Genomic DNA, 24,647 nt, shown 5'->3' with positions numbered 1-24,647 from the left:
CAAACCAACAATCTAAAAATACAATTAAATCATATGGCTGATAAGAAATTACCTTTAAAACTAAGACTGCTCATATTTTTATTTCTAGCTTTTGGGACAACCCTGTTCTCTCAAAATTTTGAGGCGCTGCAGTATCGAACAGTTGGGCCTGCTCGAGGCGGCAGGGTCACTACGGTAACCGGAGTTACTACTCAGCCTGGAACTTTTTATCTGGGTGCTTCAGGAGGTGGTGTTTGGAAATCCGAGGATTATGGTACCACGTGGAACAATGTTTCCGATGGTTTTTTCGATACCCCATCCATTGGAGCAATTCAAGTAGCTGAAAATGACCCGAATATTGTGTATGTGGGTACAGGTTCCGATGGGTTGAGAAGTAATGTTATTGGTGGAAAGGGCGTATACAAATCGATTGATGCTGGGAAAACATGGGAACATATCGGATTGAAAAATGTAGGTCAAATAGGCGCCGTTGAAATAGACCCTACGAACAGCAATGTGGTCTGGGTAGCTGCTATCGGCAATGCTTTTAAAAGCAATTCAGAACGTGGGGTTTACAAGACTACTGATGGAGGAGAAAATTGGGAAAAGGTGTTGTTTGTTTCTGATAAAGTGGGCTTTTCGGATATTGAACTATTACCTGGAAACCCCAATGTTATTTATGCTGCAGCATGGAAAGCTGAACGTAAACCTTGGACCATCATATCCGGAGGCACAAAAAAGGAGGGAGGCATATATAAATCCGTGAATGGGGGCAAAGATTGGACAAAACTTGAAAAAGGCCTGCCCAAGGACACCATTGGAAAGATAGATTTAGCCGTTTCGCCTGCAAACTCAAGCATCTTGTATGCAGTTGTTGAAGCACCTAAAGGGGAGCAAGGACTTTATAAATCAGTGAATCAAGGAAAATCGTTTGCTCATGTTTCTGATGATATTCGTTTGGTAAACAGACCTTTTTACTACACCAATGTGGAATTAGACCCCACTAACCCTGACATTGTCTATTCCAATGCCAATCCACTTATCAAGTCAACCGATGGTGGAAAAACCTGGAAGGAAATGAGCGTTCCCCATGGGGATAATCATGATATTTGGTTGAATCCAAACAATCCACAATTGTTGATTCAGGCTAATGACGGAGGTGCAAATGTAAGCTTCAATGGGGGCAAGACTTGGTCTACGCAATTTAACCAACCTACGGCCGAACTTTATCAAGTGGAAGTTGATGATCAATACCCCTATTGGTTGTATGCGGGTCAGCAAGATAATTATACGACTATTGCCGTACCTAGTTTTCCACCTAGCGGGGTACAAAATCCAGGTTCGGCTTGGATTATCAATACCGGAGGTTGCGAAACAGGACCAGCCGTACCAAAACCAGGGAATCATAACATTGTTTACGCCAACTGCAAAGGGCGTTTTGGGGTATTCAACAAGTTGACAGGAGTGGAAAAGAGCTACTATGTTGGTGCAAGTAACATTTATGGACATAATCCGAAGGATTTGAAATACCGTTTTCAACGTGTAGCCCCAGTACATGTTTCACCGCATAATCCAGATGTGGTTTACCATGGTTCACAATTCTTGCACAAAACGGATTCAGATGGCTATGAATGGGAGACTATCTCACCAGATTTAACGGCTTTTGAAGAGGACAAACAGGTGATTTCAGGAAGCCCTATCACACGTGATATTACGGGAGAGGAATATTACAGCACACTATACTCCATCAGGGAGTCTCCTTTACAAGAAGGTTTGATTTGGACGGGGTCCAATGATGGTGTTGTTTCGGTGACGAAAGATGGTGGAGAAACCTGGAAAAATGTAACTCCAAAGAAATTACCAAAAGGGGGTAGGGTAGAATCTGTTTCGGTATCGCATCATGATGTAGCAACTGCTTACATTGCCGTGGATAGGCATCTATTGGGTGATGCAAAACCATATTTGTACAAAACCACCGATTATGGAGATAGTTGGACGTTATTGAGTACCGAATCCAATGGTATTCCCAATGACCATACGACCCGTGTTTTACGTGAAGACCCAGTAAAACCGGGGTTGTTGTATGCTGGCACAGAATTCGGCATGTATGTTTCGTTGAATGATGGAAAATCATGGCAATCATTTCAGCAGAACCTTCCTGTGACCCCGATAACCGATATCAAAATTTTTAGGGGAGATTTAATACTTAGTACAATGGGTCGTGGATTTTGGATTTTGGACAACATCACCTCTTTACGTGATGCTGCCATCACTTCTTTAGAAAAGACCCCACACCTTTTTAAACCGGATAATACTATTCGCTACCGATATCCAAAGGTGCGTGCTGGAGGCACATTTCCCAAATATCCGAGGACGGCGGTCCTTATAGATTATTATTTACCTGAGGATACTAAAGGTTTGAAGCTAGAGATTTTGAATAGCAAAAATGAACCGCTTGTTACCATCTTAAATGACAGTACCCCATTGAAATCATTAGCAAGTGAGGTGGAGGACATGAACTTGAGTGCCACCTTTCGTTACGTCAACAAAAAATTGGAAGCTAAAAAAGGATTGAATCGATTTGAGTGGGATTTAAGTGAAAAAGGACCATGGCACAAAGATGCTAAGAAACGCTACAAAAATGGACCTATGGTTTCGCCTGGGAAGTATAGCGCCAAGATTACGGTGGGCGATAAAAGTATGACACAGGATTTTGAAGTGGTCATGGATCCACGAGTAGAAGCAGACGGCATTACTATGGAGTTATTGACGCAGCAACACGAAATACAACGAAAAATAATGAGTTTGCTATCAGAAGCAAGACAGTTACAAGATAGACTGGAAAAAGAGGTTAAAAAATTGGAAGGCAAGGATAGCAAAGCCAATCGTGAACGGCTGAAAACGATAAATACAGCTATTGCACAACTAAAAAATGATAAGGGAGCCTATCCGCAGCAAATGCTGATAGCACAAATTTCTTATATAAATTATATGGTCAACGGTGCTGACCAAGTTATTGGTAAAGATGTGATGAATAGCTACAATGAGCTGAAGACTGATTTGATGAAAATTAAAAACGCAGTTCAGTAAATAACGGGCTCTAATCATATAAAATACCTAATGAAATACATCAAACTTCTAATTTCCTTTGTACTCACCGCTGGAATTTTTTATGCATTAAATACAAAGCTCGGTTCCATTCCGCCCTTAGGAAAATTCTTGAATCCTGTATCGGGTATTTGGCAAAATGAAACAGATGAATCAATAACTGGTGAAGTCGTTATTCCGGATTTAGTGGATAAGGTTACGGTTCATTACGATGAACAGATGATTCCGCATGTCTTTGCGCAAAACGAGCATGACCTATACAAAGCCCAGGGGTATTTAACAGCAAAACACCGTCTATGGCAATTAGAGTTTCAAACGCATGCTGCTGCAGGGCGCTTATCCGAAATTATTGGTGAAGCTGCTTTAGAGTATGACAGGACTGAGCGCCGACGTGGCATGGGTTACGGCGCAGAACAAGCTATAGCCTATATGGAACAATACGATCCAGAGACTTTACGGTTTGTTCAAGACTATGCAGATGGTGTGAATGCCTATATCAATCAACTCGACCCTAAAAACTACCCTGTGGAATACAAGCTTTTGGATTATAAACCTGAAGCCTGGTCACCAATAAAAACGACCTTGTTGTTAATGTACATGACCAAGATGTTGGCAGGGTATGATGATGATTTGGAATATACCAATGTACTACGACTCATTGGAGAAGAGAATTTCAATTTACTTTTCCCTGATTTTTTTGATGTTAATGATCCTGTAATCCCAAAAGATACGGACTGGAGCTATATTGATGTTCCTCAAACCGAATTGTCAGAGAGCGAAGCTGTCCTTGATACCATTGTGGAAACCATTGAAAAACCACATCCGGATAATGGCAGTAATAACTGGGCAGTTTCTGGAGAAAAGTCGGTTACTGGCCATCCAATTTTAGCGAATGATCCACACTTAGGGCTTAAATTACCTTCTACTTGGTTTGTTATGCAGTTGAGCACCCCAGACCACAATGCCTTTGGTGCCACGATTCCAGGTGCTTTGAGCGTGATTTCTGGCTTTAATCAACATATTGCTTGGGGAGAAACCAATGCCACCAGGGATGTTATCGATTGGTATAAAATAGAATTTAATGAGAATAGTACACAATACAGATATGATGGCCAATGGAAAGATGTAACCCTTAGAGTGGAAGACATTAAAATAAGAGGCAAAGAAAGCTTTAAGGATTCTGTGTTGTACACACATCATGGCCCGGTAGTGTATGATAAAAACTTTAAATCCGATAATGAACATTCGGGTTATGCCATGAGATGGATAGGTCATGATGGCGGCAATAATCAGAAGACGTTCATCGAACTCAATAAGGCGAAAAATTATGAGGATTATGTAAATGCCCTGAAATACTGGAATGCGCCAGCACAAAATTTTGTTTTTGCCTCTACGGATGGAGACATTGCGTTGTGGATACAAGGAAAATTTCCAAATAAGTGGGAAGGCCAGGGTAAATTTTTAATGGATGGCAGTAATTCCGAAAACGATTGGCAATCCTATATCCCCCAAAAATATAACGCACATACGAAAAATCCGGAACGTGGTTTTGTAAGCTCTGCCAATCAGCATCCTGTGGATGAAAACTATCCCTATTATGTTTTCAATGATGGTTATGAAACCTACAGAAATCGTGTTATCAATACGTATTTTAATTCAAAGGAAAAGTTTAGTGTTCAGGATTTTAAAGATTTACACAACAACACCCATAATCTTAAGGCGGAAGAACTTCTCCCGTATATGCTAGAACACATGGATAGTTCATCCCTTTCGGAGGATGAAAGAACTATTTATAAAGAAATTAAAGCTTGGAACTTTAAAAATGATATAGACGAAGTAGGACCCAGTATATGGAAGCAATGGTATGGAGAATTGTACCGTATCCTTTGGGATGAATTTGATGATGAGGAAACGGCATTGACTTCACCTTTTACCTACCAGACCATTTATTTGTTGAGGAATCATGGCGACCACGAGTTTATGGATATAATAGCGACAGATGATAAAATTGAGACCGCTAAAGATTTATTTCTTATTTCTTTTAAAAAAGCAGCAGAACGGTTGAAAGAGATAAAAGAAGAAGAAGGTGATTATGCTTGGGGTAATTACAAAGGCACTTATGTGGGTCATTTATTGCAAGCGCTGCCAGCATTTTCAAGATTCGATATTCCCATTGGTGGCGACCGCAACATTGTAAATGCAACTTCAAAGAATCATGGTCCTTCATGGCGAATGATTGTTGAGATGACCTCTCCGCCAACTGCTTTGGGAATTTACCCTGGAGGGCAGTCAGGTAATCCGGGAAGCCGATATTACGATAATTTCATTGATGATTGGGCGACAGGAAAATACCATAGCCTTAACTTTTTGCAATCGAATGAAGCCGATAATTCCATTATTGGCACTCAAACTCTAAAACCGCTGAGCCATGAGTAAGAACGTTATCAACTTTATTGCCACTATTGTATTAGCGGCACTATTTTCACTCTTTCTACCTTGGTGGTCCGTAATGACAGCAGCTCTGGTGACTTCATTGTTCCTACCACTGAAAAAAGCAGCCGTATTTTTTGTTCCGTTTTTAGGAGTACTATTATTTTGGGCGGTTTACTGTATTGTATTGAGCAGTGCCAATGATTTTGCTTTAGCGAAAAAAATATCCCAATTATTACAGATTGGGGGTAATCCCTTTCTATTGATTTTGATTACTGGAATTGTTGGAGGTTTAGCAGCGGGGATGACTGCCATTTTTGGAAAACAGATTGTCGCGTTGGGTAGCAAGAAGTAAGGTGATGCGACTGTTTTATTTGTATTGGATTATATAAAAATTAATGGACTGCAAATGACCCCATCGACTAAAATTCCTACTACGCTTTTCCTCTCCGTTTTTTGCACGATTGTTATGTTAATCGCACCGCTGGGAGGGTTTGGACAACTAAAACCCTCTACATTTAGCGCGTTCAAGTTTGAACTTAAAGAACGTTTTTCCCCAGTCAACGAAACACTTCTTCGAGATGAAATCTCTGAAATAATCGCTGTTCAACAAGAAATGGAAGAAGAGGATATATGGTCTGTTCGATATTGGAATGGCTCTTATCCTTCATACCGTTGGCATCAGTTGCTTATGCAAGTCAGTCGAAACGATAAAGGCTATAAAAATGGGGGTAGAGTTGCCATCATGCACCTTACAATTTATGATGCTTTAGTAGAAGTTTGGAAGCACAAAAAGGTCCATTTTCAAAAAGCAGCCTATCAGTACGATTCCAAAATAAAGAAACTTGTACAGGACTTAGATTCTTCCACCTTTATTTGTGAATGGAGTGCGGCAGCGGGTGCGGCACATAGGATAATTGGATATTATTTTCCTAAGCAAAAAGAATTGCTCGATAGTAGTCTCATTGCTTTTAAATCTACACGTCTGGCAACAGGGCTTCAATTTCCTTCGGACATTGAAAAAGGATTGGAAATCGGTCAAAAAATCGCTGATAAATACATTGAATATGCCAAAGGGGATAGGACGAACCTTCGTTGGGAAGGGAGTGTTCCAAAAGTGGATAGTCTCTGGTCAGGGAATCCCGGACCTTGGGACCCCATGAAAAGACAATGGAAACCTCTCACTCTTGTTCAGTCAAATCAGTTTAGGCCTGGACCACCACCTGAAGATTGGTCTTCTGATATTGAAGAGCTCAGACAATTTAATGCGGAACATCAAACCAGTGAAATAGCCTGGAGGTGGAAAAGCGAGCCGATTTGGGACCGTTTGATAGAACGTAAGATTTTGGAGTATGACCTGAATCCTTTGGAAGCCGCTTTTGCAAATGCAGTTTTTCACACAGCACGTTTTGATGGGATTATCGCCGCTTGGGACGGGAAATATCATTATTGGGGAATCCGACCTTTTCAATACGACCCATCTTTTCAACCCATTTTGATAGATACCCCCAATTTCCCTGGCTATCCAGCTGGGCATACAACAGTCGCTGGATCTATCGCGAAAGTGCTCTCTTTTCTGTTTCCAAAGGATGAACCATTGTTTTATGAGCTTGCGAAGGAGTGTTCAGAATCCCGCTTTGAAGGAGGGGTGCATTTTCGTACAGATAATGAAGTGGGATTGGAGGTAGGCTACAAAGTTGGGCAGTGGGTCATAAAGTGCTTTACCGAATGAAGGAATCAAAAATTGGAAACACAATGCATGAACCTACCATTAGAATTTATTTAGGAATAATCAATTAAATATCAGAATTGTTATAAATATTTAAACTTTTAAATATTTTTTTAAAGAATTAATAAAAGTTTAAGATTTTTTGTAGAATATTAAGTTTGCTTGACCTAGTACAAAAACAAACACTTAATTTTATGCAAGTCACTAATTTAAAACCACTTAGCATGAAAAATCTAATCCTCTTTTTGTTTGTTACCATTTTTAGCGGAAGTTATATTTATGCACAAGGAACTGTGCATGCAGCTTGTGAAGCAAGTGTTGTTGGTTATACGGAAACTAGGAATGTTTCCAATTTCTTCACATTCGCAGATTTGAAATCAAAAAGCGTCCAGGCATCAACTACGCAACTTTCGAATACTCTGGGAAGTCCATATTTAGTTGAAGCGTTTCAAAAAGGTTCACTTTTTTATGGTGAAGAACGCATAGGTACTTTTTATGCAAGGTATAACGGTTATAACAAAGAATTGGAAATCAAAAAAACCAACTCCTCTGAAGAAATAGCAAAAGCGTTGGTTAATGATAAAAAATTAAGATTTGTATTTAACAACCAAGATGAGATGAGGTTTGTGGCGTTTATTGACAAAAAAGGAAACAGACTTGAAGAGTATTTATTGACTAAGGGCAATGGAAATAGATATCAGCTTATGGAAAGACCTTTGGTATCTTATAAAGAGGCTAAAAAAGCTGCCAACTCTTTAATGTTAGATGTGCCAAGTAAGTTTGTAAAGCGTACCGAACTCTACGTATTGGATATTGCAGTCAATATTGCAAGTCTAGTGCCTAGTAAGAAATCGAAATTGATTGATTTATTTGATGAAAGTGAAAAAGTTCAAGTGGCAACATTAATCAAAAAAAATTCTTTAAATGTTAAAGATGAAAAGGATTTGTTCCAGATTTTTGATTTCGCCAACTCCATTAATCGAGATATCGCATATAAACAATAACATCAAAGCTTTAGAATAAAATGCTAGATACCATTGGTTAGCGCTTAAATTGAGGCGATAAAACTCTAATTCACACTAAACCAGCTTTTTTAAAAGCTGGTTTTTTTATGTTTCCTGGTATCCATTGATCATCGTGCAAATTAAAACAGGACAATGATGGTTTTCAAGGCGTCGGTTGAAACTTTAGGTTTTGGTATCGTACTTTTTAGTGAATAAGTAGAATTAATCATTAGTTTTAGTACACTTAAAATAAAACCTGTCGTATGAAAAACTTATGTGCCCTGATTTTGGTGATAACTCTATTTTCCTGTAAGAATGCTAAAACTACTCCTGTAGATGAACTTCGAACAGAAAGACTTCAAGAGTCGGTGGAGATTATCAGGGATAAATGGGGCATTAACCATATCTATGCTAAAAACCAGCATGATTTGTTTTTTGCACAAGGTTACACAGCAGCGGCAGACCGGCTTTTCCAATTCGAGATTTGGCGCAGACAGGCTACGGGTACAGTTGCTGAAATTCTTGGCGAAAAAGAATTAAACCGGGACATAGGAACGCGTCTGTTTAAATTTAGGGGTAATATGACTACTGAGATGAACCATTATCATGAGGATGGTGTTGAAATCATTACAGCCTATACCGATGGGGTAAATGCATACATCGATGCTATTTTAAAAACCCCGGAAAAGCTACCGATTGAGTTCAAATTGTTGGATATCCAACCTCAAAAATGGACACCAGAGGTCGTGATTTCTAGACATCAAGGATTACTAGGGAATATTGGTCAAGAGTTGCAGATTGGACGTGCAGTAGCCAAATTGGGTACGGAGACCGTTAAAGATCTTTACTGGTTTCATCCTAAAGAACCTGATTTAACAATTGACCCCAGTATAAACACGGATTTGCTATCGGACGACATTTTAGCCTTGTATAATGCCTATCGTAAACCTGTAGAGTTTACCAAAGATGATATTATTCCCGCCTTTCAAAGCGCTACGGCAGAAGAAACTGTAGCTTCGGCCTATGAGGACAAAAACGATATTTACGGTATAGGAAGCAATAATTGGTCAATAAACGGAAGTCGTATGGCAGATGGTAACAGCTATATGGCCAATGACCCACATAGGACCATTGCAGTACCCTCTTTGCGTTATATGTGCCACCTAGTAGCGCCAGGATGGAATGTTATTGGAGGAGGCGAACCAGAAATACCTGGTATATCCATCGGACATAATGATTATGGTGCATGGGGACTTACCGTTTTTAGAACAGATGGCGAAGATTTGTATGTCTATGAATTGAATCCTGAAAACCCAAATCAATATAAATATAAAGGCGATTGGGTAGACATGGAGCAGATTGTTGAAACTATAAAGGTAAAGGACCAAGAAAACTATACAGCACAATTGTACTATACCTTGCATGGACCTGTCACCCATATTGACACCGAAAACAATGTGGCCTATGCTGTGCGATGCGCTTGGCTGGAACCAGGAGGGTCTCCCTATTTAGCTTCTTTACGGATGGACCAAGCAAAAACTTGGGAAGAATTTCGGGAAGCATGTAACTATAGCCATATCCCTGGGGAAAACATGATATGGACAGACAAAGAAGGAAATATAGGTTGGCAAGCCGTAGGCATTGCTCCAGTTCGTAAAAATTTTAGTGGTCTTGTTCCTGTTCCAGGTGATGGGCGTTATGAATGGGATAGCTATTTGCCCATTATAGAAAAACCAAATAATTATAATCCCGCTAAAGGATACTTGGCAACAGCAAACCAAAATGTAACCCCAGAGGATTATACGCATTGGGATGCCATTGGTTACTCCTGGTCTGATCCATACCGTGGAAATCGTGTGGATGAAGTACTAGGTTCAGATAAAAAATTGACCATGGAAGATATGAAAGCCTTACAAACCGACTATCTCTCCATCCCTGCTAGGATTTTGGTACCGATGTTGAAAAATCTCGCTTTTACTGGAAAGGCCGATAGGGCTAAAGGAAAATTAAGAGATTGGGATTATAAACTCGAAGCAACGTCCATTCCCGCAGCCATTTATGTAGCCTGGGAAAACCAAATTAAACAAATGGCCAATGAACGGTTCATTCCAGAGGAAGGAAAAGGCATAGTCCAAGGAATTCAATTGGCACGAATCATGGAATGGCTCAAAGAACCGGATGAAAGGTTTGGGGTAAATCCTATTTTGGGAAGAAATGAATTTTTGAGCAATGCTTTTATCAAGGGCGTTGATGCATTGGAAAATAAACTTGGAGCAGATATGGATTCATGGCAATACGGACAAGAAAAGAATAAACATACATATATCCAGCATGCGCTTGGTGAAGTTGTAAACGATTCCATTAAGGCTAAACTGAATCTTGGTCCATTGCCAAGAGGAGGTAATGCATACACTCCTGGTTCCACGGGAAGTAATCTAAGGCAGAGTAGTGGGGCTTCTTTTCGTATAATTGTAAATACCGGCAATTGGGATACTGCTTTAGGTTCCAATGGTCCTGGACAATCGGGCAATCCAGATAGTTCGTTTTATGATAACCTGTTCGAACCTTGGGCAAAAGACGAATATTTCCCCGTTTATTATTCCCGTAGTAAAATTGATTCTGTTGCGGTAACTACAACAAAACTAATCCCTACGCAGAAATAACAATTAGTAAACGTTTAAAGCGTATATCTATTAAATTTTAAAATTTAGAATAATTGGAAAACATAAAAGTTGGTATTATAAACGTATCAGACCGCGCCAGTCGAGGCGAATATGAAGATTTGCCGGGACAAGAAGTGAAACGACTGCTAAACTTATGGCTAACCAGTCCTTGGGAAGCGGAGTATGCAGTAATTCCTGATGAACAAGATTTACTGGAAAAGGAATTAATCAATATGGCCGATACCAAAGATTGTTGTCTAATCGTGACAACAGGAGGTACAGGTCCTGCTGTTCGAGATGTAACACCGGAAGCAACCATAGCCGTCTGCGAAAAGCTATTGCCAGGATTTGGGGAGCAAATGCGACAAGTAAGTCTTCAATATGTGCCAACTGCCATTCTCTCTAGGCAAACCGCTGGAATCCGTGGGAACACATTGATTGTTAACCTGCCAGGTAAACCAAAATCCATTAGAGAATGTTTGGAAGCTGTGTTTCCCGCCATCCCGTATTGTATCGATTTAATTGGGGGACCTTATTTGGAATCTAATCCTGAAACCATGAAAGTATTTCGACCTCGCCAGGGCTAAATACTATTGGTACGATATTTGTTTTTCTTTAGATAGGCTATATGTTTGTTAAATTTGTTTAATATTTAACGAATTTTATTAAACAAATCATTAGCTTTATAAAAAATTCTTATTAATTGAACTGGGAGTGTTACCCGCTCCACTGGAATTAACGTATGAAAAATCAAGAACTTCTACTCGAAGATTACCTAAACGGAAAAGACTTATTGAACACCTTAACTCACGAAGAGATTGGCGATGACCATTTATATACTGGCGTCAAAACACCCATGAAGCCAGATGCTTTTGAGCAAACGGATGAAGAAAAAAAGAAACAGATTGCTGGGCTTTTTGCTCAGATAATGGATGTTATGGGCTTGGATTTAACAGATGATTCATTGAAGGGCACACCCATGCGGGTGGCTAAAATGTATATCGATGAAATCTTCTCTGGACTGGACCCTGCCAATAAACCTAAAGTGGCCCTTTTTGATAATAAGTATCAATACAACCAAATGTTGGTTGAAAAAGATATTACGTTTTACTCCAATTGTGAGCACCACTTTGTACCTATCATTGGTAAGGCCCATGTGGCCTATATTTCATCAGGTAAGGTAATTGGGCTTTCAAAATTAAATCGTATCGTTCAATACTATGCCAAACGTCCACAGGTACAGGAACGTTTGAATAATCAGATTGGACTTGAGCTACAATCCATTTTGGATACTGAAGATGTTGCGGTAATTATTGATGCCAAACACTTATGTGTTTCCTCTAGAGGAATAAAAGATGATACTTCGGCTACGGTTACCTCTTTTTACGGTGGAAAATTCAACACCCCTGAAAAGATACAAGAACTTTACAATTACATTAATAATTAAAGAGTACTAGCGAAGTACGCGTAATACAACTAAACCGGTAAATGACCAAAATGGTGTTTACCGGTTTTTTTTATTTCGAATAGTTATGACAAAGCTTTTAATTTTTCCGAGACTATAACCTTATAGGTTGTACTTACAGGCACCTGATTATTTTCAATAAACAAATGGGTCCGTGATGCCTTGGAAACCCTAGCCAAATTGGCAATATATGATTTATGCGTGCGTTGGAAATCTTCAGACAATAGGGTGATAATATTCGTTAGTGTTTCGGATATCAAATACATCCTTGAATCGGTAAAGATTTTCAAATAGTTTCCAAAACTCTGTATAAAAAGGATAGAATTAAACGGAACATTAATGGGAATACCGTCATGCTTTATCTGAAGCTCTTCACTTTGAATATGTTTTTTCGGAGTCACTATTGTAGAAGCCGAAACTTTGTTTATGGCCTTTAGAAAGCGTTCAATTTTAATGGGTTTCAATAAATAATCCACAACACCGTAGTCATAACTTTCCAAGGCGTATTCGGAATATGCGGTAGTTAAGATTACTTTAGGCGGTCTTACTAAAGCACCCAATATTTCCATTCCATTAAGTTCTGGCATCTGGATATCCAGAAAAATCAGGTCAACCTCGTTTTGTTGAATAAAATTGATAAACTCAAGAGGATTTCCGGTGCTTAGTACTATTTGAAAGTTATCAATTTTACTACAATACTCTTCTATCACTTTACGCGCTAATATTTCGTCATCTATAATACCTACCTTAAACATTAACTTTAAGCTTTTAAATCAATAGTTAAATTCACACGATATACTTTATCAGTATCATTAATTGTTAACGTGTGGGAATTGGGATATAATAGATTAAGCCTTCTTTTCACATTTTCAAGTCCCATACCTTCTCTTTTAGATTCATTGACTATAGTAGGTTTGGAGTTTACAACCGAAAAATGAAGTTTTGTTTTTTTCATAGTTGCCGAAACATCAATTACACTTTGCTTGTTTGTACTTTGGGCACCATGCTTTATTGCATTTTCAACAAATGGAATAAGTAACATAGGTGAAATGGCATAATCCAATAAATCATCCCCAATCACAAATTCAATAGTACAGCGCTTACTAAGTCTTTTCTCTTCAAGTAGCAAATAATTTTCTAAAAACTCAAGTTCTTCCCTCAGCAAAACGGTATCTTTTTTTGCACTTTCCAATTGATACCTCATTAATTCTGAGAGCTGCATAACGACAATAGGGGTTTCTGGCGATTGTTGTCGAGAAAGGGAGTAAATGCTGTTTAGAGAATTAAACAAAAAGTGTGGGTTTACTTGTTCTTTTAGATAGTTGAGCTCTATCTCTCTTTGTAGTTTCTCCTTTTCGTCGGTTTCTCTTTGGATAATGATATTCCTGCGTAAAAGAAAAGCAGCCATACCTGTTCCGGTGGTATATATAAGAAAGAAAAAGAATTTGGAAACCACTTCCCATCCGCTTTCGTACCCTTTAATGTAAGAGCCCAAAAATATACTCCCAATGAGCAAAATACCGTATAATAGATACTTGCGTTTATCTAGAAAAAAGGGAATAAGTACAAAATGGTTGAACCAAATTATAATCATTATTATGACTGCATAATTGATTCCACGCAGGTAAAACAAAAAATCAGTATCAAACCTGTCTTTGATTGTCCAAATGCTCAATATCTCAAGTAAAGCGACCAAAACGAATGCCGCTATATTGATTAGTATGGTATTCTTCAAAGACCTACTGAACATAAATATTTTGGTTAAAAGGCCAAAGGTACTATGTATAGGTATGAGTTCTTGTAATTTCTTATGAAAGGCTGATAGCAATGATGAAATGACTTCATCATTTAAATTTTGTGTTTATCCTATAAAAAATCCATGTCCCATATTCTACAATACATTTATCTGATAGTTAGTCAGGAGTGCCAAAAGCTAGGCATAAAATGCTAATGATTGATTCCAATAAAAAACTAAAGAAATTAATTATGAGAGCAATCCAAATTGTGTTATTAATTGCCGTTGTGCTTTTTAATACTGCCCTAACATTTGCTCAGGGAAAAAGTGTAAAAACCAAAAAACATGATACCAAAAGGTCTTCCTTAGGATTGTCACATTTTGAGGTGATTCCCATTACCAATGCGAAGTTGGAAAGAAACTACGAACTCTATATAAAGTTGCCAAAAAACTATTCCAAAAAAACAGATGTAACCTATCCCGTTATCTATTTTACTGATGCATCATGGCATCTTGAAATATTGTCTGCTTCCACAGAATACATGCTTGAAGACATCATTCTAGTTGGGATTTCGTGGCAAAAAGACATCAATAAAAAATTAAAAGAAGAAGTTGGTGAACATGTTAGTCGTTTTCGAGATTATAGTATGCAAGAATCGAAAAAACCAGAAATCCAAGCTAAATATCAATTAGGTCAGGCCAATACGCATTTAGATTTTATTCGAGATGAAGTCATTAGCTATGTGGAACGTAATTATCGCGCAGATTCGCGTAGCCGTACCTATTTTGGGTATTCATTGGGAGGGGAGTTTGGTGCCTATGTCTTGTTGACCCAACCGGATACTTTTTCTAATTACATTCTAGGTAGTCCATCTATACAAAACGAAGTACCTTATTTATCTTCACTTAATGCCAAACTCGATTCCATAACCTCAGATGAGGATAAAAGTTTACATGCAAACGTGTTTCTTTCATACGGTAATCAAGAAAGTAAAATGGTTGAGCCCATGGAAGAGTTCTTTCGGGTTCTGAAAGGAAGGAGGGATAGAGGTTTATCTCTACAAAAAAAGCTTATTGAAGGTAATCATCAAACTGCTTTTCCCATGACTGCTGTACAAAGTATAGCATGGTTGTCAACAACAATAAACCATGATACCATAGGTGTTAAGGCCCTCTCTTTTTTTGATATTCCACAAACCAATAAAGCATTTATAAGTACTGAGCCGGAGGATAGAAAAGATGGGATTAGCGTTGGAAAAATAGCGGATAATGGAGGCAATACAAAAATGATCCGTGAGCTAGCTGAAGAAATTGCAAACAAGAAACACGACTATTACGATAGCTTTCTTATCTACCACAAAGATCAGCTGGTCTTTGAGTCTTATTATTCACGAGGGCGTATGAATTTGCCCCATCCACAAGCGTCTGCTACCAAAGCATATACTTCCCTGGCACTTGGAAGAGCCATTCAACTGGGATACCTTACCATGGCTGATTTAGAAAAACCTTTGGTTGGTTTTTTGAAAGAGTTGGATTCAACAAAATTTGTAGAAGGTGCGGAGCTAATTACCTTACATAAGGCATTGACCATGAGCACTGGGATTCGAATCTCTGAGGAACAGTGGGAAGCATTTCGGAAAAATCCCAATCAAATACAGGGACAGCAGCAGATACAGGCCATTCTTGAGCATAGCGCACCTATCACTCCAGCTACTCAAGAGTTTAAATATGGCACTGGCCCTGATTTAGTGATGCAGGTTATTGAAGCTGTTGTTCCAGGGTCTGCAGAAGATTTTATCAAAACTGAATTGCTGGATAAATTGAGTATTACCAATTATACTTGGAAAACTTCACCTAGCGGTTTGCCTGAAGCAGGCTGGCGTACTAGTTTCACATCACGCGATATGGTCAAGTGGGGCAAATTGACCAAGAACAAAGGTAAGTGGAACGGCGAACAGCTAATTTCAGAAGCGTTTATTGACAAAGCCATCAGTAGAATACTTTTAACGGGTGACGATGATGTATATGGTGGCGGTAAGGATGTCTCTAAACAGGGATATGGTTATTATTGGTGGAGCGCGGATTTAAAAGTTGGAGATGCCACGTACTTCTGTAGGTCTGCCCAGGGTGGAGGAGGACAATATATCATCCTTATTGATGAACTTGACCTTATGGTGGTTGTTACTGCCCATGATAACGAAAACAAAACACTGCAAATAATTGCTGAACAAATTTTACCAGCTTTTTTGCAGAAGTAGTAAAGCATATCGCTTCTCATAAAACCCTTAGCATTAGAGTAGGTGAGGTCAATGTACTAACGGAATGATTTTTTACACTGACGGAATTATCATTTCGACAGCTTTTGCATAGGATGATACCTTTCTTCGTAGCGTAATTATAAATTTAATAGTATGCTCAAGAAATATCCTATCATTAAATGGAGTCTGATTGGTCTTACCTCTTTGATTCTTTTGTTATTCGGATTTGGTTTGTGGTTTATGAGTCTTATTCCCAAAAAAGATGAGCAAGTAGACCCTACCAAAGTCCAACCAACCGACTTAACCTATATTACCCAAAACGTACCAGTTTATAGAGGAAAAGTGTTGGCCGTGGTTACAAGTGCAAAAACCATGGGAGCCAGTGGTAAGAGCACTGGTTATGAACTTACGGAACTATCACGTGCTTATTACGTGTTTCAAGCTAATGGTTTTGATGTTGACATTGCTAGTCCAAAAGGGGGTAAACCCAAGGTAGTTATCGATGATGAGGATATGGGAAAGTTCGACTTTGCCTTTTTGAACGATAGCATTGCGCAACATAAGGCCACGAATACCATCCCAGTAGACCAGATTAAACCATCCGACTATCAGGCAGTATTCTTTGTTGGTGGCAAGGGTGCCATGTTCGATTTTCCAGAGAACAAAGCCATACAGGCAATTGTTCGCGAATTATATCAGTCCGATAAAGTAATCGGGGCTGTATGCCATGGTCCCGCGGCTTTGGTCAATGTAGTTTTAGATAATGGCAAGCATTTACTGAAAGACAAAACTGTAAGTGGGTTCACCAACGATGAAGAATTATTGCTCATACCCGAAGCAAAATCCATATTCCCCTTTCTGTTACAGGATCAATTGGTAGATCAAGGAGCCCAATTTAATGAAGGTGCGATGTATTTGGAACAGATAAGCCATGAGAAGAATTTAGTGACCGGGCAAAATCCTTGGTCTACTTGGAAAATGGCCGAGACTATGGTCCAAGAAATGGGATATACTCCGAAGTACAGAAGTCTTACTGCCGAAGAAAATGCGGTTGAAGTGCTGATAGCGTATGAGAATTCTGGTTCACAAAATGCCAAGGTCCTAATTGAAGAGATGTATATGGATAGGAAAGTTGAAATAGAACGTATTCTTATCGCTAAACACAGTTTGATTGCAGCAATGCAAGGAGACATTGGTAGCTTTTTCGGTTTGGTAGGGTTGACCTCTTACAGTAAAAAGATGTCCAATAAAAGATAACATTCAATTGAAATACTTACAAAGACGGCTTATAGTCCTGATAGGTTTATAAGGTTGACCTCTTAAATATTTATATTTTAGTCAAAACATTGGTTTTTGAAAGTTTTAGATGTAGCATTGATAGTTCTTAGTAGTGCAGGTCTCCTGCATGGAATGCTCTTTGCCATTTATCTCATTTTCTTTAAAAAGAAAAAAAGTCAATCCAATCTCCTTCTGGGGCTTATTCTGATTTTTATGGCGTTTCGGATTGGAAAATCCGTACTGCTTAATTTTGGGGAACGTTTAGAGCCAGTTTTTATTTTTATCGGACTCACATTCCTATTGTTGATTGGGCCGCTATTGCGTTGGTATGTGCTTAGTATGACCCGCACCAAGTTCAAAATTACCAAATCTTACCTGCTGCAATTGGTGCCTTTCACTCTGATTTTTAGTGCAAGCCTGTTCGTGACTCGAGGATGGTATGAGAATAGCAAGTGGGTTATCATTATCTTTTCTAGTGGGCTTATTTTTATTTATCTCCATTTGGCTTTTTATATCGGTTTGGCATGGCGTGAATTTCGGTTGACACAAAAGGAATTTCCAAAACAACAGCAGACAAAATCCCAAAAGGCGGTATTTGTATGGTTACATTCGTTACTAGTTGGTTTCATGCTAATTTGGGGTACCTATGTACTCAATATTCTGGACGATGCTGTACCATACATCATTGGACCTATATTATATTCCGTGGTTATTTATTTTTTAAGTTATAGAGCTTTTCAACTAAAGGCTACCGATTTGGACGGTATGGTGTTCAAAGAAAACACCAATAAATACCTTTTTAATGAGGTTTCTAAACTGGTCATAGACAACAAATTGTACCTTGAACCGGACCTTTCACTATCCAAGCTTAGCAAAATTCTTGGGAAGAGTGCACAACAGATATCCCTGGTTGTGAATGAACATGCAAAACAAAACTTTAACGATTTCATCAATTACCGGCGCATTCAAGACTCCAAAAAAATGCTTTTAAATATCGAAAATGAAAAATATACCATATCATCTATCGCCTTTGATGTTGGTTTTAGCAGTCTATCCTCATTTAATGGAGCTTTTAAAAAGTTTGAGGGTACAACCCCTTCTTCATATCGAAAAAAGGGAACTTCATAAGTGATTTAAGGAAATAGGCACGAGCGTTTTACAAACATAATGGTCAAATAGCTATCCTATTCGTTTTGCTTAAAATCTTGAAACATTTTGCTTGGCTGGATACCTTCGTTGTTTTGATACTTTCCTTTCTTGTATGTCGTATAGTCGCCCTCTATGTGATGGTAATAGATTTGACAAATTTCTATTTTTGGATATATGATAAGTGGCTGTACCACAAAAATTTCCAATGTCCAATAACCGTTGAACCCTACATCTCCAAAACCTGCGGTCACATGTACAAACATGCCAAGCCTACCAATACTGCTTCTACCTTCAAGCATAGGAACTAAATTGTCCGTACGTGTATGCTCCATGGTGCGACCGAGATATAGCTTGCCCGGTTCTAGCTGCAAACCATCCGATGGGATAGTTAATTTGGATACGGTGTTATCAATTTTCATATCCAATACCGGATTAGCATACACCAATAACTCATCGTGAAGTCGAAGGTTATAACTATTGGGGTTGAGTTGTTTTGGGTTGTAAGGATCTATTGCTATGTCCGTGCCCATGCGTCCGGCTATTTCCAAACCACTTAATATCATACTACACTATTTTCATGTTGTCCACACGTGGCAATCCATCAAGAGTTATGGCTATTGAGTCAAACCAAAAGATATTGGTGTAAAACAAGGCTATTGTTTTATGCTATTGATTTTCTCTACAAGTCCTTTTATTTCTTGCAATAGATGTTGTTGGACCTCCAAATGTTGTTCTGGTGTCAGTTCTTGTTGTGAATGATTGTGATGGTGGTGGTCATGATCATGATCGTGACCGGAGTGATTGTGATGTGAATGGTCATGTTCTTCCTCAAAACCAGGCACTTCTATGAGTTGTCCGTCCCATGCCTTTAATGCACTACTAATGGATTTTAAATCGTTTGAATACGTCGCAACAAATAAAGAATCGGTATTTGCCTTGAGTTTGGAAATTTGGTCTTCGGCCGTTTGACGAACTTTAATCGCCTCCTCATGAAATTTGAAGGCTTGTTGCAGGTTTTCGTTCTTTTCCTTGCTATCGCCACAAGCAGATATTAGTGCAGTTATTCCAAGCACAAGAATTAAAAGTGCGTGTGTTCTAAGGCCTTGTCTTTGTATCATTCGATTTTGTATTGATTATGTTATCCGTATTTATAAAACATACTTGCTCCGAACATGGATTTAGTAATGTGTCAATACTACAAAGATAAGACGTAATATTATTAATGCAACTGAGTTGCATTTAATTGATGTAAGATTCTAAACAAAGAAAAAAAAGGATTGTCTAGCCATATAGCTCATTCTTACTTCTTCTGGGCCTTCCTTCTATTTTGAAAGTTTGGGTCTTGAATCATATTTCTTTTTCGATACTCTTTAAGATTGATTTTCTCCTTCCAAGCCTGAAGGGTGGTAGTTTGATACACATTTGAGAATTCTAAAAACCGCTTGAGCTCTTTGAAAAAAATCAGTGGATCATCCTCGTAGGGAATATGTCCGGCACCTTTGACCAACAAACTTTTGGCGTTTGGAAACTGGCTCTTCGTAAGTTCATGTTTTTCTGAAGAATACGCCAAATCCCATTCGCCATCAATAATAAGCGTGGGAATTGGGCAACTTTTAAATGCTTCTTTGAGGTCATAGTTGAAGTAATCGTTAAGCATATCCCTATAATAGTTCTTGTCATGAACAAACTCATATCTGGCATACATTGCCATATCCTTTATGGTCCACTTTCTCAAATGCCGTCTTTTCCAATCTCCGTTCATAAAGGCATTGAACAACATTTTTTGCTGCAAATCCGGACTTACTGTTTCAGAGTGTACCGGGAATGCTCTTTTACCGTTAACGGAATAGACTTGTTCAATTCTTTTGCGTTCTTCTTTAGATTGATAATCATACTGCCTTGTACCCAATCCAATATCAATTGACATAGGTAACGCTGAAGCGACCAGAACCATACCCAACAGTTTTTCCGGGTATTTTAGGGAATATAACTGGGTTATTGCTCCCCCAAACGATAGGCCCAGAACAACCCATTTTTGAATCCCTAACTTTATTCTTAGCTTTTCCAAATCATCAACCGCTTGCATTAAATTATATCCTTCTTCGGCTGATGTTGTTTCCGATAATCCTACGCCCCTAAGATCATAATAGATTACTCTTGAAAATTGTGAAGCCTTAAGGAAATGAGGATGGAAGTAATGTAGACTGGTTCCTGGCCCTCCGCTAACCAAAACTAAAGGAACCCCTTCACCAGTTTCTTCGACCCATAACTTCACATCTCCTACCAATTCATATCTTCCTGATATACCGAGAATTTCCTCGTATCGTTTTACTTCAGGTATTGGAAGATCATCTTTATAGATTACACTATTTCTATCAAAAATCGTTTCTTCCTTAAATACTCCATTCTTATCGTATGACTTCAAGTATCGTTCTAACAATGGCATATTAACATTCTTATGGGGTGCCATACTATTACTGTCAAAATCAAAAACGGTTTCTTGTGCATGTAGATGGTCTAGTTGAAGAGCAAGAGCCATTAACCCACTAAAAAGGAGAATCTGAGTACTTTTCATGAATGAAGATTTTGATGGTAAATTATATACCAAGAACCTCTTCGGCCAATGGATTCATGAATTGGAAAACGATTTTTCGGATATCTTGCCGTTAAAAAAGGGCAAACTTTAATTATACCTGGCCCTGTATTCCGAAGGGGTCAAATTTGTTATAGCCTTAAATGCAACGTTAAACGTAGATAGGTTGTTGAATCCAGCATCTAAGGCAACACTTATTATTTTAGTTTTTTTACTTCGTGTTGTCAACAAACATTTTGCCTCTTCTATTCTATAGTTATTAATGTAGCTGGCAAAATTCTGGTTGGCATATTTGTTTATAATTTCAGATACGTTCCGAGAAGATATTCCAACAGCTTCGGCAACAGTTGTCACAGTTAATCCTGGATTTAGATATAACTGCTTTTCTTTCATTACATCTTCAATTTTATTAAAATACGCTTTGCCCTTTTCTGGAGTTAGATTAGACGTGTCATATTTGGGTGCTAGACTGAGATTGAAAGTTTTTTTCGAGTTTATTCCCAAATATGCCAGTAACACTATAAAAATGGAATAGGCTACTGGACCTGCAGAGTAAATGGGGAGAACGTCAACAAAAATCAAAGTGTAGGTCGTCCATACCAATCCCAAGGTAAAAATCAGTCGTATATACCATAGCCTTAGCTCTTTCTGCACGTGATTCATTTTCTTAAGGTACAGGTATAGGCTCAACCCAAGATATATATAAGACTGAAGTAAAATAAAAGTGTAACTGAAGTTCCAAACAACACTACTTGCCGAATTTGGAATTATTTGACCAAACAAAACATATAGCAAGGAGGGTACAAAATGGAACAAATTAGCCCTTTTAAAAGACTGATCTTGGGATAACAATTGCAAACCATATAGATATAAAAGCGGGCCAACAGCCAAATTTGCCGCCAAACCTAAATTTTTTATAAAGAGAGGAAGTTCTATAAAATTGTAGAGAATGGATTTTGTAATACGAAGAGCGAAAACAATTAAAAGCAAGCCCAGAATACGATTTTCGAGTTTTCTATTTTTCAAAAAAACTATTCCGAAAAAAAAGCTTAGCCCCAAACCAAGACTGCTAATAATAGATACGAGTATGGCGTCTAACATATCAAACAATACGATTATACATAGTACAGGATAACAATGGATTTTCACCCTATTTCAAATGTAAAAAGCAAGAATAGAACCCACTATAACTTCTTTGTTAAAGTTATGCTACCTATCAGTATTCTATGTTTGAATTGTATTAACATCAAACGAAAACAACACAATTGGAGCTTGAGATGATGCATTAAAAGAAATATTTTAGCTCATTATTAGTAATATAATACTTGTTAATTAATTATCTTCATGAAAACCCTTTTCTCATGGACTCCACGCTTTCTAATACATTATTGGGTTATCTTAAAGCGCTCAATATTAAAGTTTCATCTAGCGAGTTAAAACTTCAACTATTCAGTCATCCTTATACTCCTTCTTTATTTGCAGTTTCTGAAACGCTTAATTTCCTAAAAATTGACAATGTCGCTGCAGAAGTGGAACATAGACAGTTGGAATATTTGCCTGACAACTTTATTGCTTTGATAAACGATGATGGCAAAGAAGAGTATTTTGCACATGTTAAGAAACTCAAGAGAAGTATTCAGTTAAATGAACAAAGGGGCCATATTTCTTATGAAGATTTTTGTAAAATGTGGTCAGGAGTTGTATTGATAGCTGAAAAAAATGATGAAAAGAGGAGAAACACCCTAACAAAAAACAGTATTATCCTGTATACTTTACTCCTTATACCTCTCATATTTTTTTGGTCCAAACCTCTTATTCTTATCTATGGCATTCTAGGTATTATTGGTCTGGTTTTATCCGAAGAGATATTCAAAACCACGAATCAGGTGGACTCATATTTAGCGGATAAAATTTGCGGGAATGAGGAAAAAGGAAAGGGATGCAGCACTGTTTTGAATGATACACGATACCGGCTATTCTCCTTTTCCCTGAACGATTTTTTGTTTTCTTTCTTCATTTCTACACTAGTCTATACATTATGGAACACAATTTTTGATGTTACGCATATTCTCTTATATGTAGTCGCCTTTTTGATGGTGTGTGCAACAATCTTTATCCAAAAATTTATCGTTAAAAGCTGGTGTCGTTTATGTTTGCTTTCAAGTTTCTGCATAATCGGTCAGGCCATACTTGTTTTTGTCCACAATTTCTATATCCAAAAAGAAGTAGTCCTATATAGCGAAGCTGGTTCGTTCGTCGCAAAAGCAACAATCTTTGTTTTTCTTTTCACTTTATCGCTTTTAATGGTCGACCAATATCGTAGGTTAAGAAAAAACAACTATCAAATGACAAAGGATGTCATAGAATTATTAAGATTCAAACGATCGCCAAAAGTAGTTTCGCAAATGATTTCCTCAGGAAAGAAAATCTCCTCATTCATTGATTTAAACCCACTGGGACATAATAATACAGAAGCACATCATATTATAAGACTTGTAATTTCAACAACTTGTAATTTCTGTAAAGATTCGTTTAACCAATTTTATGAGTATTATCTAAATAACAAAGATGATAATGAGTATCAGATAATATTCAATCATTTTGAAGAGAAAAACTCTAAACGTAATCGGGTTGCGGTGAGCTTGATCAATATTTATAGAAACAATGGATTTGATGCCTTGATGCAAAGTTTAAACCAATGGTTTAACGAGCGACACAATTCAACTTTTTTGGAAGAGTATTTGTGGAAAACAGAGGATGAAAATGTTTACACCCTGCATCAACAAAGAGCATGGTGCAAAAAAAACGAATTGTTTCATACACCTATTCTGATTATCGATGAAGTTGTTATATCGGAATACTATGATGCATCCTTTATTGGGGACCTAGTGGGTGAGATGTAAAAAATGGCAAACAAATGTTAAACATTTAGTTTTTAATTAATTAAAGTAGGAAAAAACCTACATTATTATTATTTTTAGGGAGATTCAAGGCAAATCTCCGAAGCCCCATTTTGAAATATCGGAGAGTTTTAAACATTAAATGTCATGAAAAAATTGAATCTGAAGAATCTAAGTAATCAAAAATTAGATGATTCTAAAATGAAAAACATTGCAGGAGGATCCGGGTATAGGTGCCCAGCGTACTATTGCACGTATGTCAATCCTAATGCAAGTTGCTGCTGGTAACAAGCAGATTATTCTTTAAAAAGAATATGAAAAGGTTCAAGGTTTTCCACCATGGTAAACTTTGAACT

General features: G+C 38.0%; 19 protein-coding genes. 13 read left to right on the top strand and 6 right to left on the bottom strand.

Annotated features, from left to right (window positions below; all coding sequences use genetic code 11):
• The first annotated feature begins 33 nt into the window (after window positions 1–33).
• The 8 genes from ACOKFD_RS03180 to folE all read left to right on the top strand — a co-directional run bounded on the left by ACOKFD_RS03180 (window position 34) and on the right by folE (window position 12,360).
• Entirely contained in the window at window positions 34–3,069 is a 3,036-nt protein-coding gene (locus ACOKFD_RS03180) for a WD40/YVTN/BNR-like repeat-containing protein (protein ID WP_422859929.1), read from the top strand.
• Between the two features lie 30 nt (window positions 3,070–3,099).
• Window positions 3,100–5,523, top strand: coding sequence for a penicillin acylase family protein (locus ACOKFD_RS03175; protein WP_422859928.1), 2,424 nt, complete (start codon window positions 3,100–3,102; stop codon window positions 5,521–5,523).
• A complete protein-coding gene (locus tag ACOKFD_RS03170) occupies window positions 5,516–5,872 on the top strand; it encodes a hypothetical protein (RefSeq protein ID WP_422859927.1) in 357 nt (118 codons plus the stop codon). The genes ACOKFD_RS03175 and ACOKFD_RS03170 overlap by 8 nt, the downstream gene beginning before the upstream one ends.
• A 54-nt stretch (window positions 5,873–5,926) precedes the next feature.
• Window positions 5,927–7,249: a vanadium-dependent haloperoxidase gene (locus ACOKFD_RS03165; RefSeq protein WP_422859926.1), complete on the top strand. Its 1,323-nt coding sequence runs from the start codon at window positions 5,927–5,929 to the stop codon at window positions 7,247–7,249.
• Window positions 7,250–7,470: 221 nt separating this feature from the next.
• Window positions 7,471–8,250 carry a hypothetical protein gene (locus tag ACOKFD_RS03160; protein WP_422859925.1) on the top strand — a complete coding sequence of 260 codons (780 nt, stop codon included), beginning with the start codon at window positions 7,471–7,473 and terminating at the stop codon, window positions 8,248–8,250.
• 263 nt (window positions 8,251–8,513) lie between these two features.
• Entirely contained in the window at window positions 8,514–10,913 is a 2,400-nt protein-coding gene (locus tag ACOKFD_RS03155) for a penicillin acylase family protein (RefSeq protein ID WP_422859924.1), read from the top strand.
• A 53-nt stretch (window positions 10,914–10,966) separates the two neighbouring features.
• A complete protein-coding gene (gene mog / locus ACOKFD_RS03150; protein WP_422859923.1) occupies window positions 10,967–11,500 on the top strand; it encodes a molybdopterin adenylyltransferase in 534 nt (177 codons plus the stop codon).
• A gap of 155 nt (window positions 11,501–11,655) precedes the next feature.
• Window positions 11,656–12,360: a GTP cyclohydrolase I FolE gene (folE, locus tag ACOKFD_RS03145; RefSeq protein ID WP_422859922.1), complete on the top strand. Its 705-nt coding sequence runs from the start codon at window positions 11,656–11,658 to the stop codon at window positions 12,358–12,360.
• Window positions 12,361–12,443: 83 nt separating this feature from the next.
• Here folE and ACOKFD_RS03140 read toward each other — a convergent pair whose 3' ends face one another.
• Together ACOKFD_RS03140 and ACOKFD_RS03135 are read right to left on the bottom strand one after the other, a co-directional pair.
• Window positions 12,444–13,133 (bottom strand): LytR/AlgR family response regulator transcription factor, encoded by a 690-nt coding sequence (locus ACOKFD_RS03140; RefSeq protein ID WP_422859921.1) that lies wholly within the window; start codon window positions 13,131–13,133, stop codon window positions 12,444–12,446.
• Window positions 13,134–13,138: 5 nt separating this feature from the next.
• Window positions 13,139–14,128: a sensor histidine kinase gene (locus tag ACOKFD_RS03135; RefSeq protein WP_422859920.1), complete on the bottom strand. Its 990-nt coding sequence runs from the start codon at window positions 14,126–14,128 to the stop codon at window positions 13,139–13,141.
• 236 nt (window positions 14,129–14,364) lie between these two features.
• On the opposite strand from ACOKFD_RS03135, the gene ACOKFD_RS03130 reads away from it, so the two are divergent.
• The 3 genes from ACOKFD_RS03130 to ACOKFD_RS03120 all read left to right on the top strand — a co-directional run bounded on the left by ACOKFD_RS03130 (window position 14,365) and on the right by ACOKFD_RS03120 (window position 18,777).
• Window positions 14,365–16,371 (top strand): serine hydrolase, encoded by a 2,007-nt coding sequence (locus ACOKFD_RS03130; protein ID WP_422859919.1) that lies wholly within the window; start codon window positions 14,365–14,367, stop codon window positions 16,369–16,371.
• A 153-nt stretch (window positions 16,372–16,524) separates the two neighbouring features.
• Entirely contained in the window at window positions 16,525–17,628 is a 1,104-nt protein-coding gene (locus tag ACOKFD_RS03125) for a type 1 glutamine amidotransferase domain-containing protein (protein ID WP_422859918.1), read from the top strand.
• Between the two features lie 96 nt (window positions 17,629–17,724).
• Window positions 17,725–18,777, top strand: coding sequence for a helix-turn-helix domain-containing protein (locus ACOKFD_RS03120; RefSeq protein ID WP_422859917.1), 1,053 nt, complete (start codon window positions 17,725–17,727; stop codon window positions 18,775–18,777).
• A gap of 56 nt (window positions 18,778–18,833) precedes the next feature.
• Here the strand turns inward: ACOKFD_RS03120 and dcd are convergent, their stop codons facing one another.
• From dcd to ACOKFD_RS03100, 4 genes are all read right to left on the bottom strand, one after another.
• Window positions 18,834–19,361, bottom strand: a complete 528-nt coding sequence (gene dcd, locus ACOKFD_RS03115) for a dCTP deaminase (RefSeq protein WP_422859916.1) — start codon at window positions 19,359–19,361, stop codon at window positions 18,834–18,836.
• A 90-nt stretch (window positions 19,362–19,451) separates the two neighbouring features.
• Window positions 19,452–19,916: a hypothetical protein gene (locus ACOKFD_RS03110; protein ID WP_422859915.1), complete on the bottom strand. Its 465-nt coding sequence runs from the start codon at window positions 19,914–19,916 to the stop codon at window positions 19,452–19,454.
• 182 nt (window positions 19,917–20,098) lie between these two features.
• Window positions 20,099–21,373 (bottom strand): alpha/beta fold hydrolase, encoded by a 1,275-nt coding sequence (locus ACOKFD_RS03105; RefSeq protein WP_422859914.1) that lies wholly within the window; start codon window positions 21,371–21,373, stop codon window positions 20,099–20,101.
• 108 nt (window positions 21,374–21,481) lie between these two features.
• A complete protein-coding gene (locus ACOKFD_RS03100; RefSeq protein WP_422859913.1) occupies window positions 21,482–22,294 on the bottom strand; it encodes a helix-turn-helix domain-containing protein in 813 nt (270 codons plus the stop codon).
• A 458-nt stretch (window positions 22,295–22,752) separates the two neighbouring features.
• Between ACOKFD_RS03100 and ACOKFD_RS03095 the strand changes: the two genes are divergently transcribed.
• Window positions 22,753–24,294 carry a vitamin K epoxide reductase family protein gene (locus tag ACOKFD_RS03095; protein WP_422859912.1) on the top strand — a complete coding sequence of 514 codons (1,542 nt, stop codon included), beginning with the start codon at window positions 22,753–22,755 and terminating at the stop codon, window positions 24,292–24,294.
• Window positions 24,295–24,438: 144 nt separating this feature from the next.
• Window positions 24,439–24,579 carry a TIGR04149 family rSAM-modified RiPP gene (locus ACOKFD_RS03090; RefSeq protein ID WP_422859911.1) on the top strand — a complete coding sequence of 47 codons (141 nt, stop codon included), beginning with the start codon at window positions 24,439–24,441 and terminating at the stop codon, window positions 24,577–24,579.
• Window positions 24,580–24,647 lie beyond the last annotated feature (68 nt).

This window comes from Flagellimonas ulvae, from assembly GCF_049333175.1.
Taxonomy (GTDB): Bacteria; Bacteroidota; Bacteroidia; order Flavobacteriales; family Flavobacteriaceae; genus Flagellimonas.
Note: the sequence above shows the minus strand (reverse complement) of the source record. Positions and strands in the feature narration are given on the sequence as shown.

What these genes read in the sequence shown, in the direction of transcription:
- ACOKFD_RS03180 (WP_422859929.1), top strand. Translation starts at nt 34, where the DNA reads ATGGCTGATAAGAAATTACCTTTAAAACTAAGACTGCTCATATTTTTA.
- ACOKFD_RS03175 (WP_422859928.1), top strand. Translation starts at nt 3,100, where the DNA reads ATGAAATACATCAAACTTCTAATTTCCTTTGTACTCACCGCTGGAATT.
- ACOKFD_RS03170 (WP_422859927.1), top strand. Translation starts at nt 5,516, where the DNA reads ATGAGTAAGAACGTTATCAACTTTATTGCCACTATTGTATTAGCGGCA.
- ACOKFD_RS03165 (WP_422859926.1), top strand. Translation starts at nt 5,927, where the DNA reads ATGACCCCATCGACTAAAATTCCTACTACGCTTTTCCTCTCCGTTTTT.
- ACOKFD_RS03160 (WP_422859925.1), top strand. Translation starts at nt 7,471, where the DNA reads ATGAAAAATCTAATCCTCTTTTTGTTTGTTACCATTTTTAGCGGAAGT.
- ACOKFD_RS03155 (WP_422859924.1), top strand. Translation starts at nt 8,514, where the DNA reads ATGAAAAACTTATGTGCCCTGATTTTGGTGATAACTCTATTTTCCTGT.
- folE (WP_422859922.1), top strand. Translation starts at nt 11,656, where the DNA reads ATGAAAAATCAAGAACTTCTACTCGAAGATTACCTAAACGGAAAAGAC.
- ACOKFD_RS03140 (WP_422859921.1), bottom strand. Translation starts at nt 13,133, where the DNA reads ATGTTTAAGGTAGGTATTATAGATGACGAAATATTAGCGCGTAAAGTG.
- ACOKFD_RS03135 (WP_422859920.1), bottom strand. Translation starts at nt 14,128, where the DNA reads ATGTTCAGTAGGTCTTTGAAGAATACCATACTAATCAATATAGCGGCA.
- ACOKFD_RS03130 (WP_422859919.1), top strand. Translation starts at nt 14,365, where the DNA reads ATGAGAGCAATCCAAATTGTGTTATTAATTGCCGTTGTGCTTTTTAAT.
- ACOKFD_RS03125 (WP_422859918.1), top strand. Translation starts at nt 16,525, where the DNA reads ATGCTCAAGAAATATCCTATCATTAAATGGAGTCTGATTGGTCTTACC.
- dcd (WP_422859916.1), bottom strand. Translation starts at nt 19,361, where the DNA reads ATGATATTAAGTGGTTTGGAAATAGCCGGACGCATGGGCACGGACATA.
- ACOKFD_RS03110 (WP_422859915.1), bottom strand. Translation starts at nt 19,916, where the DNA reads ATGATACAAAGACAAGGCCTTAGAACACACGCACTTTTAATTCTTGTG.
- ACOKFD_RS03105 (WP_422859914.1), bottom strand. Translation starts at nt 21,373, where the DNA reads ATGAAAAGTACTCAGATTCTCCTTTTTAGTGGGTTAATGGCTCTTGCT.
- ACOKFD_RS03095 (WP_422859912.1), top strand. Translation starts at nt 22,753, where the DNA reads ATGGACTCCACGCTTTCTAATACATTATTGGGTTATCTTAAAGCGCTC.
- ACOKFD_RS03090 (WP_422859911.1), top strand. Translation starts at nt 24,439, where the DNA reads ATGAAAAAATTGAATCTGAAGAATCTAAGTAATCAAAAATTAGATGAT.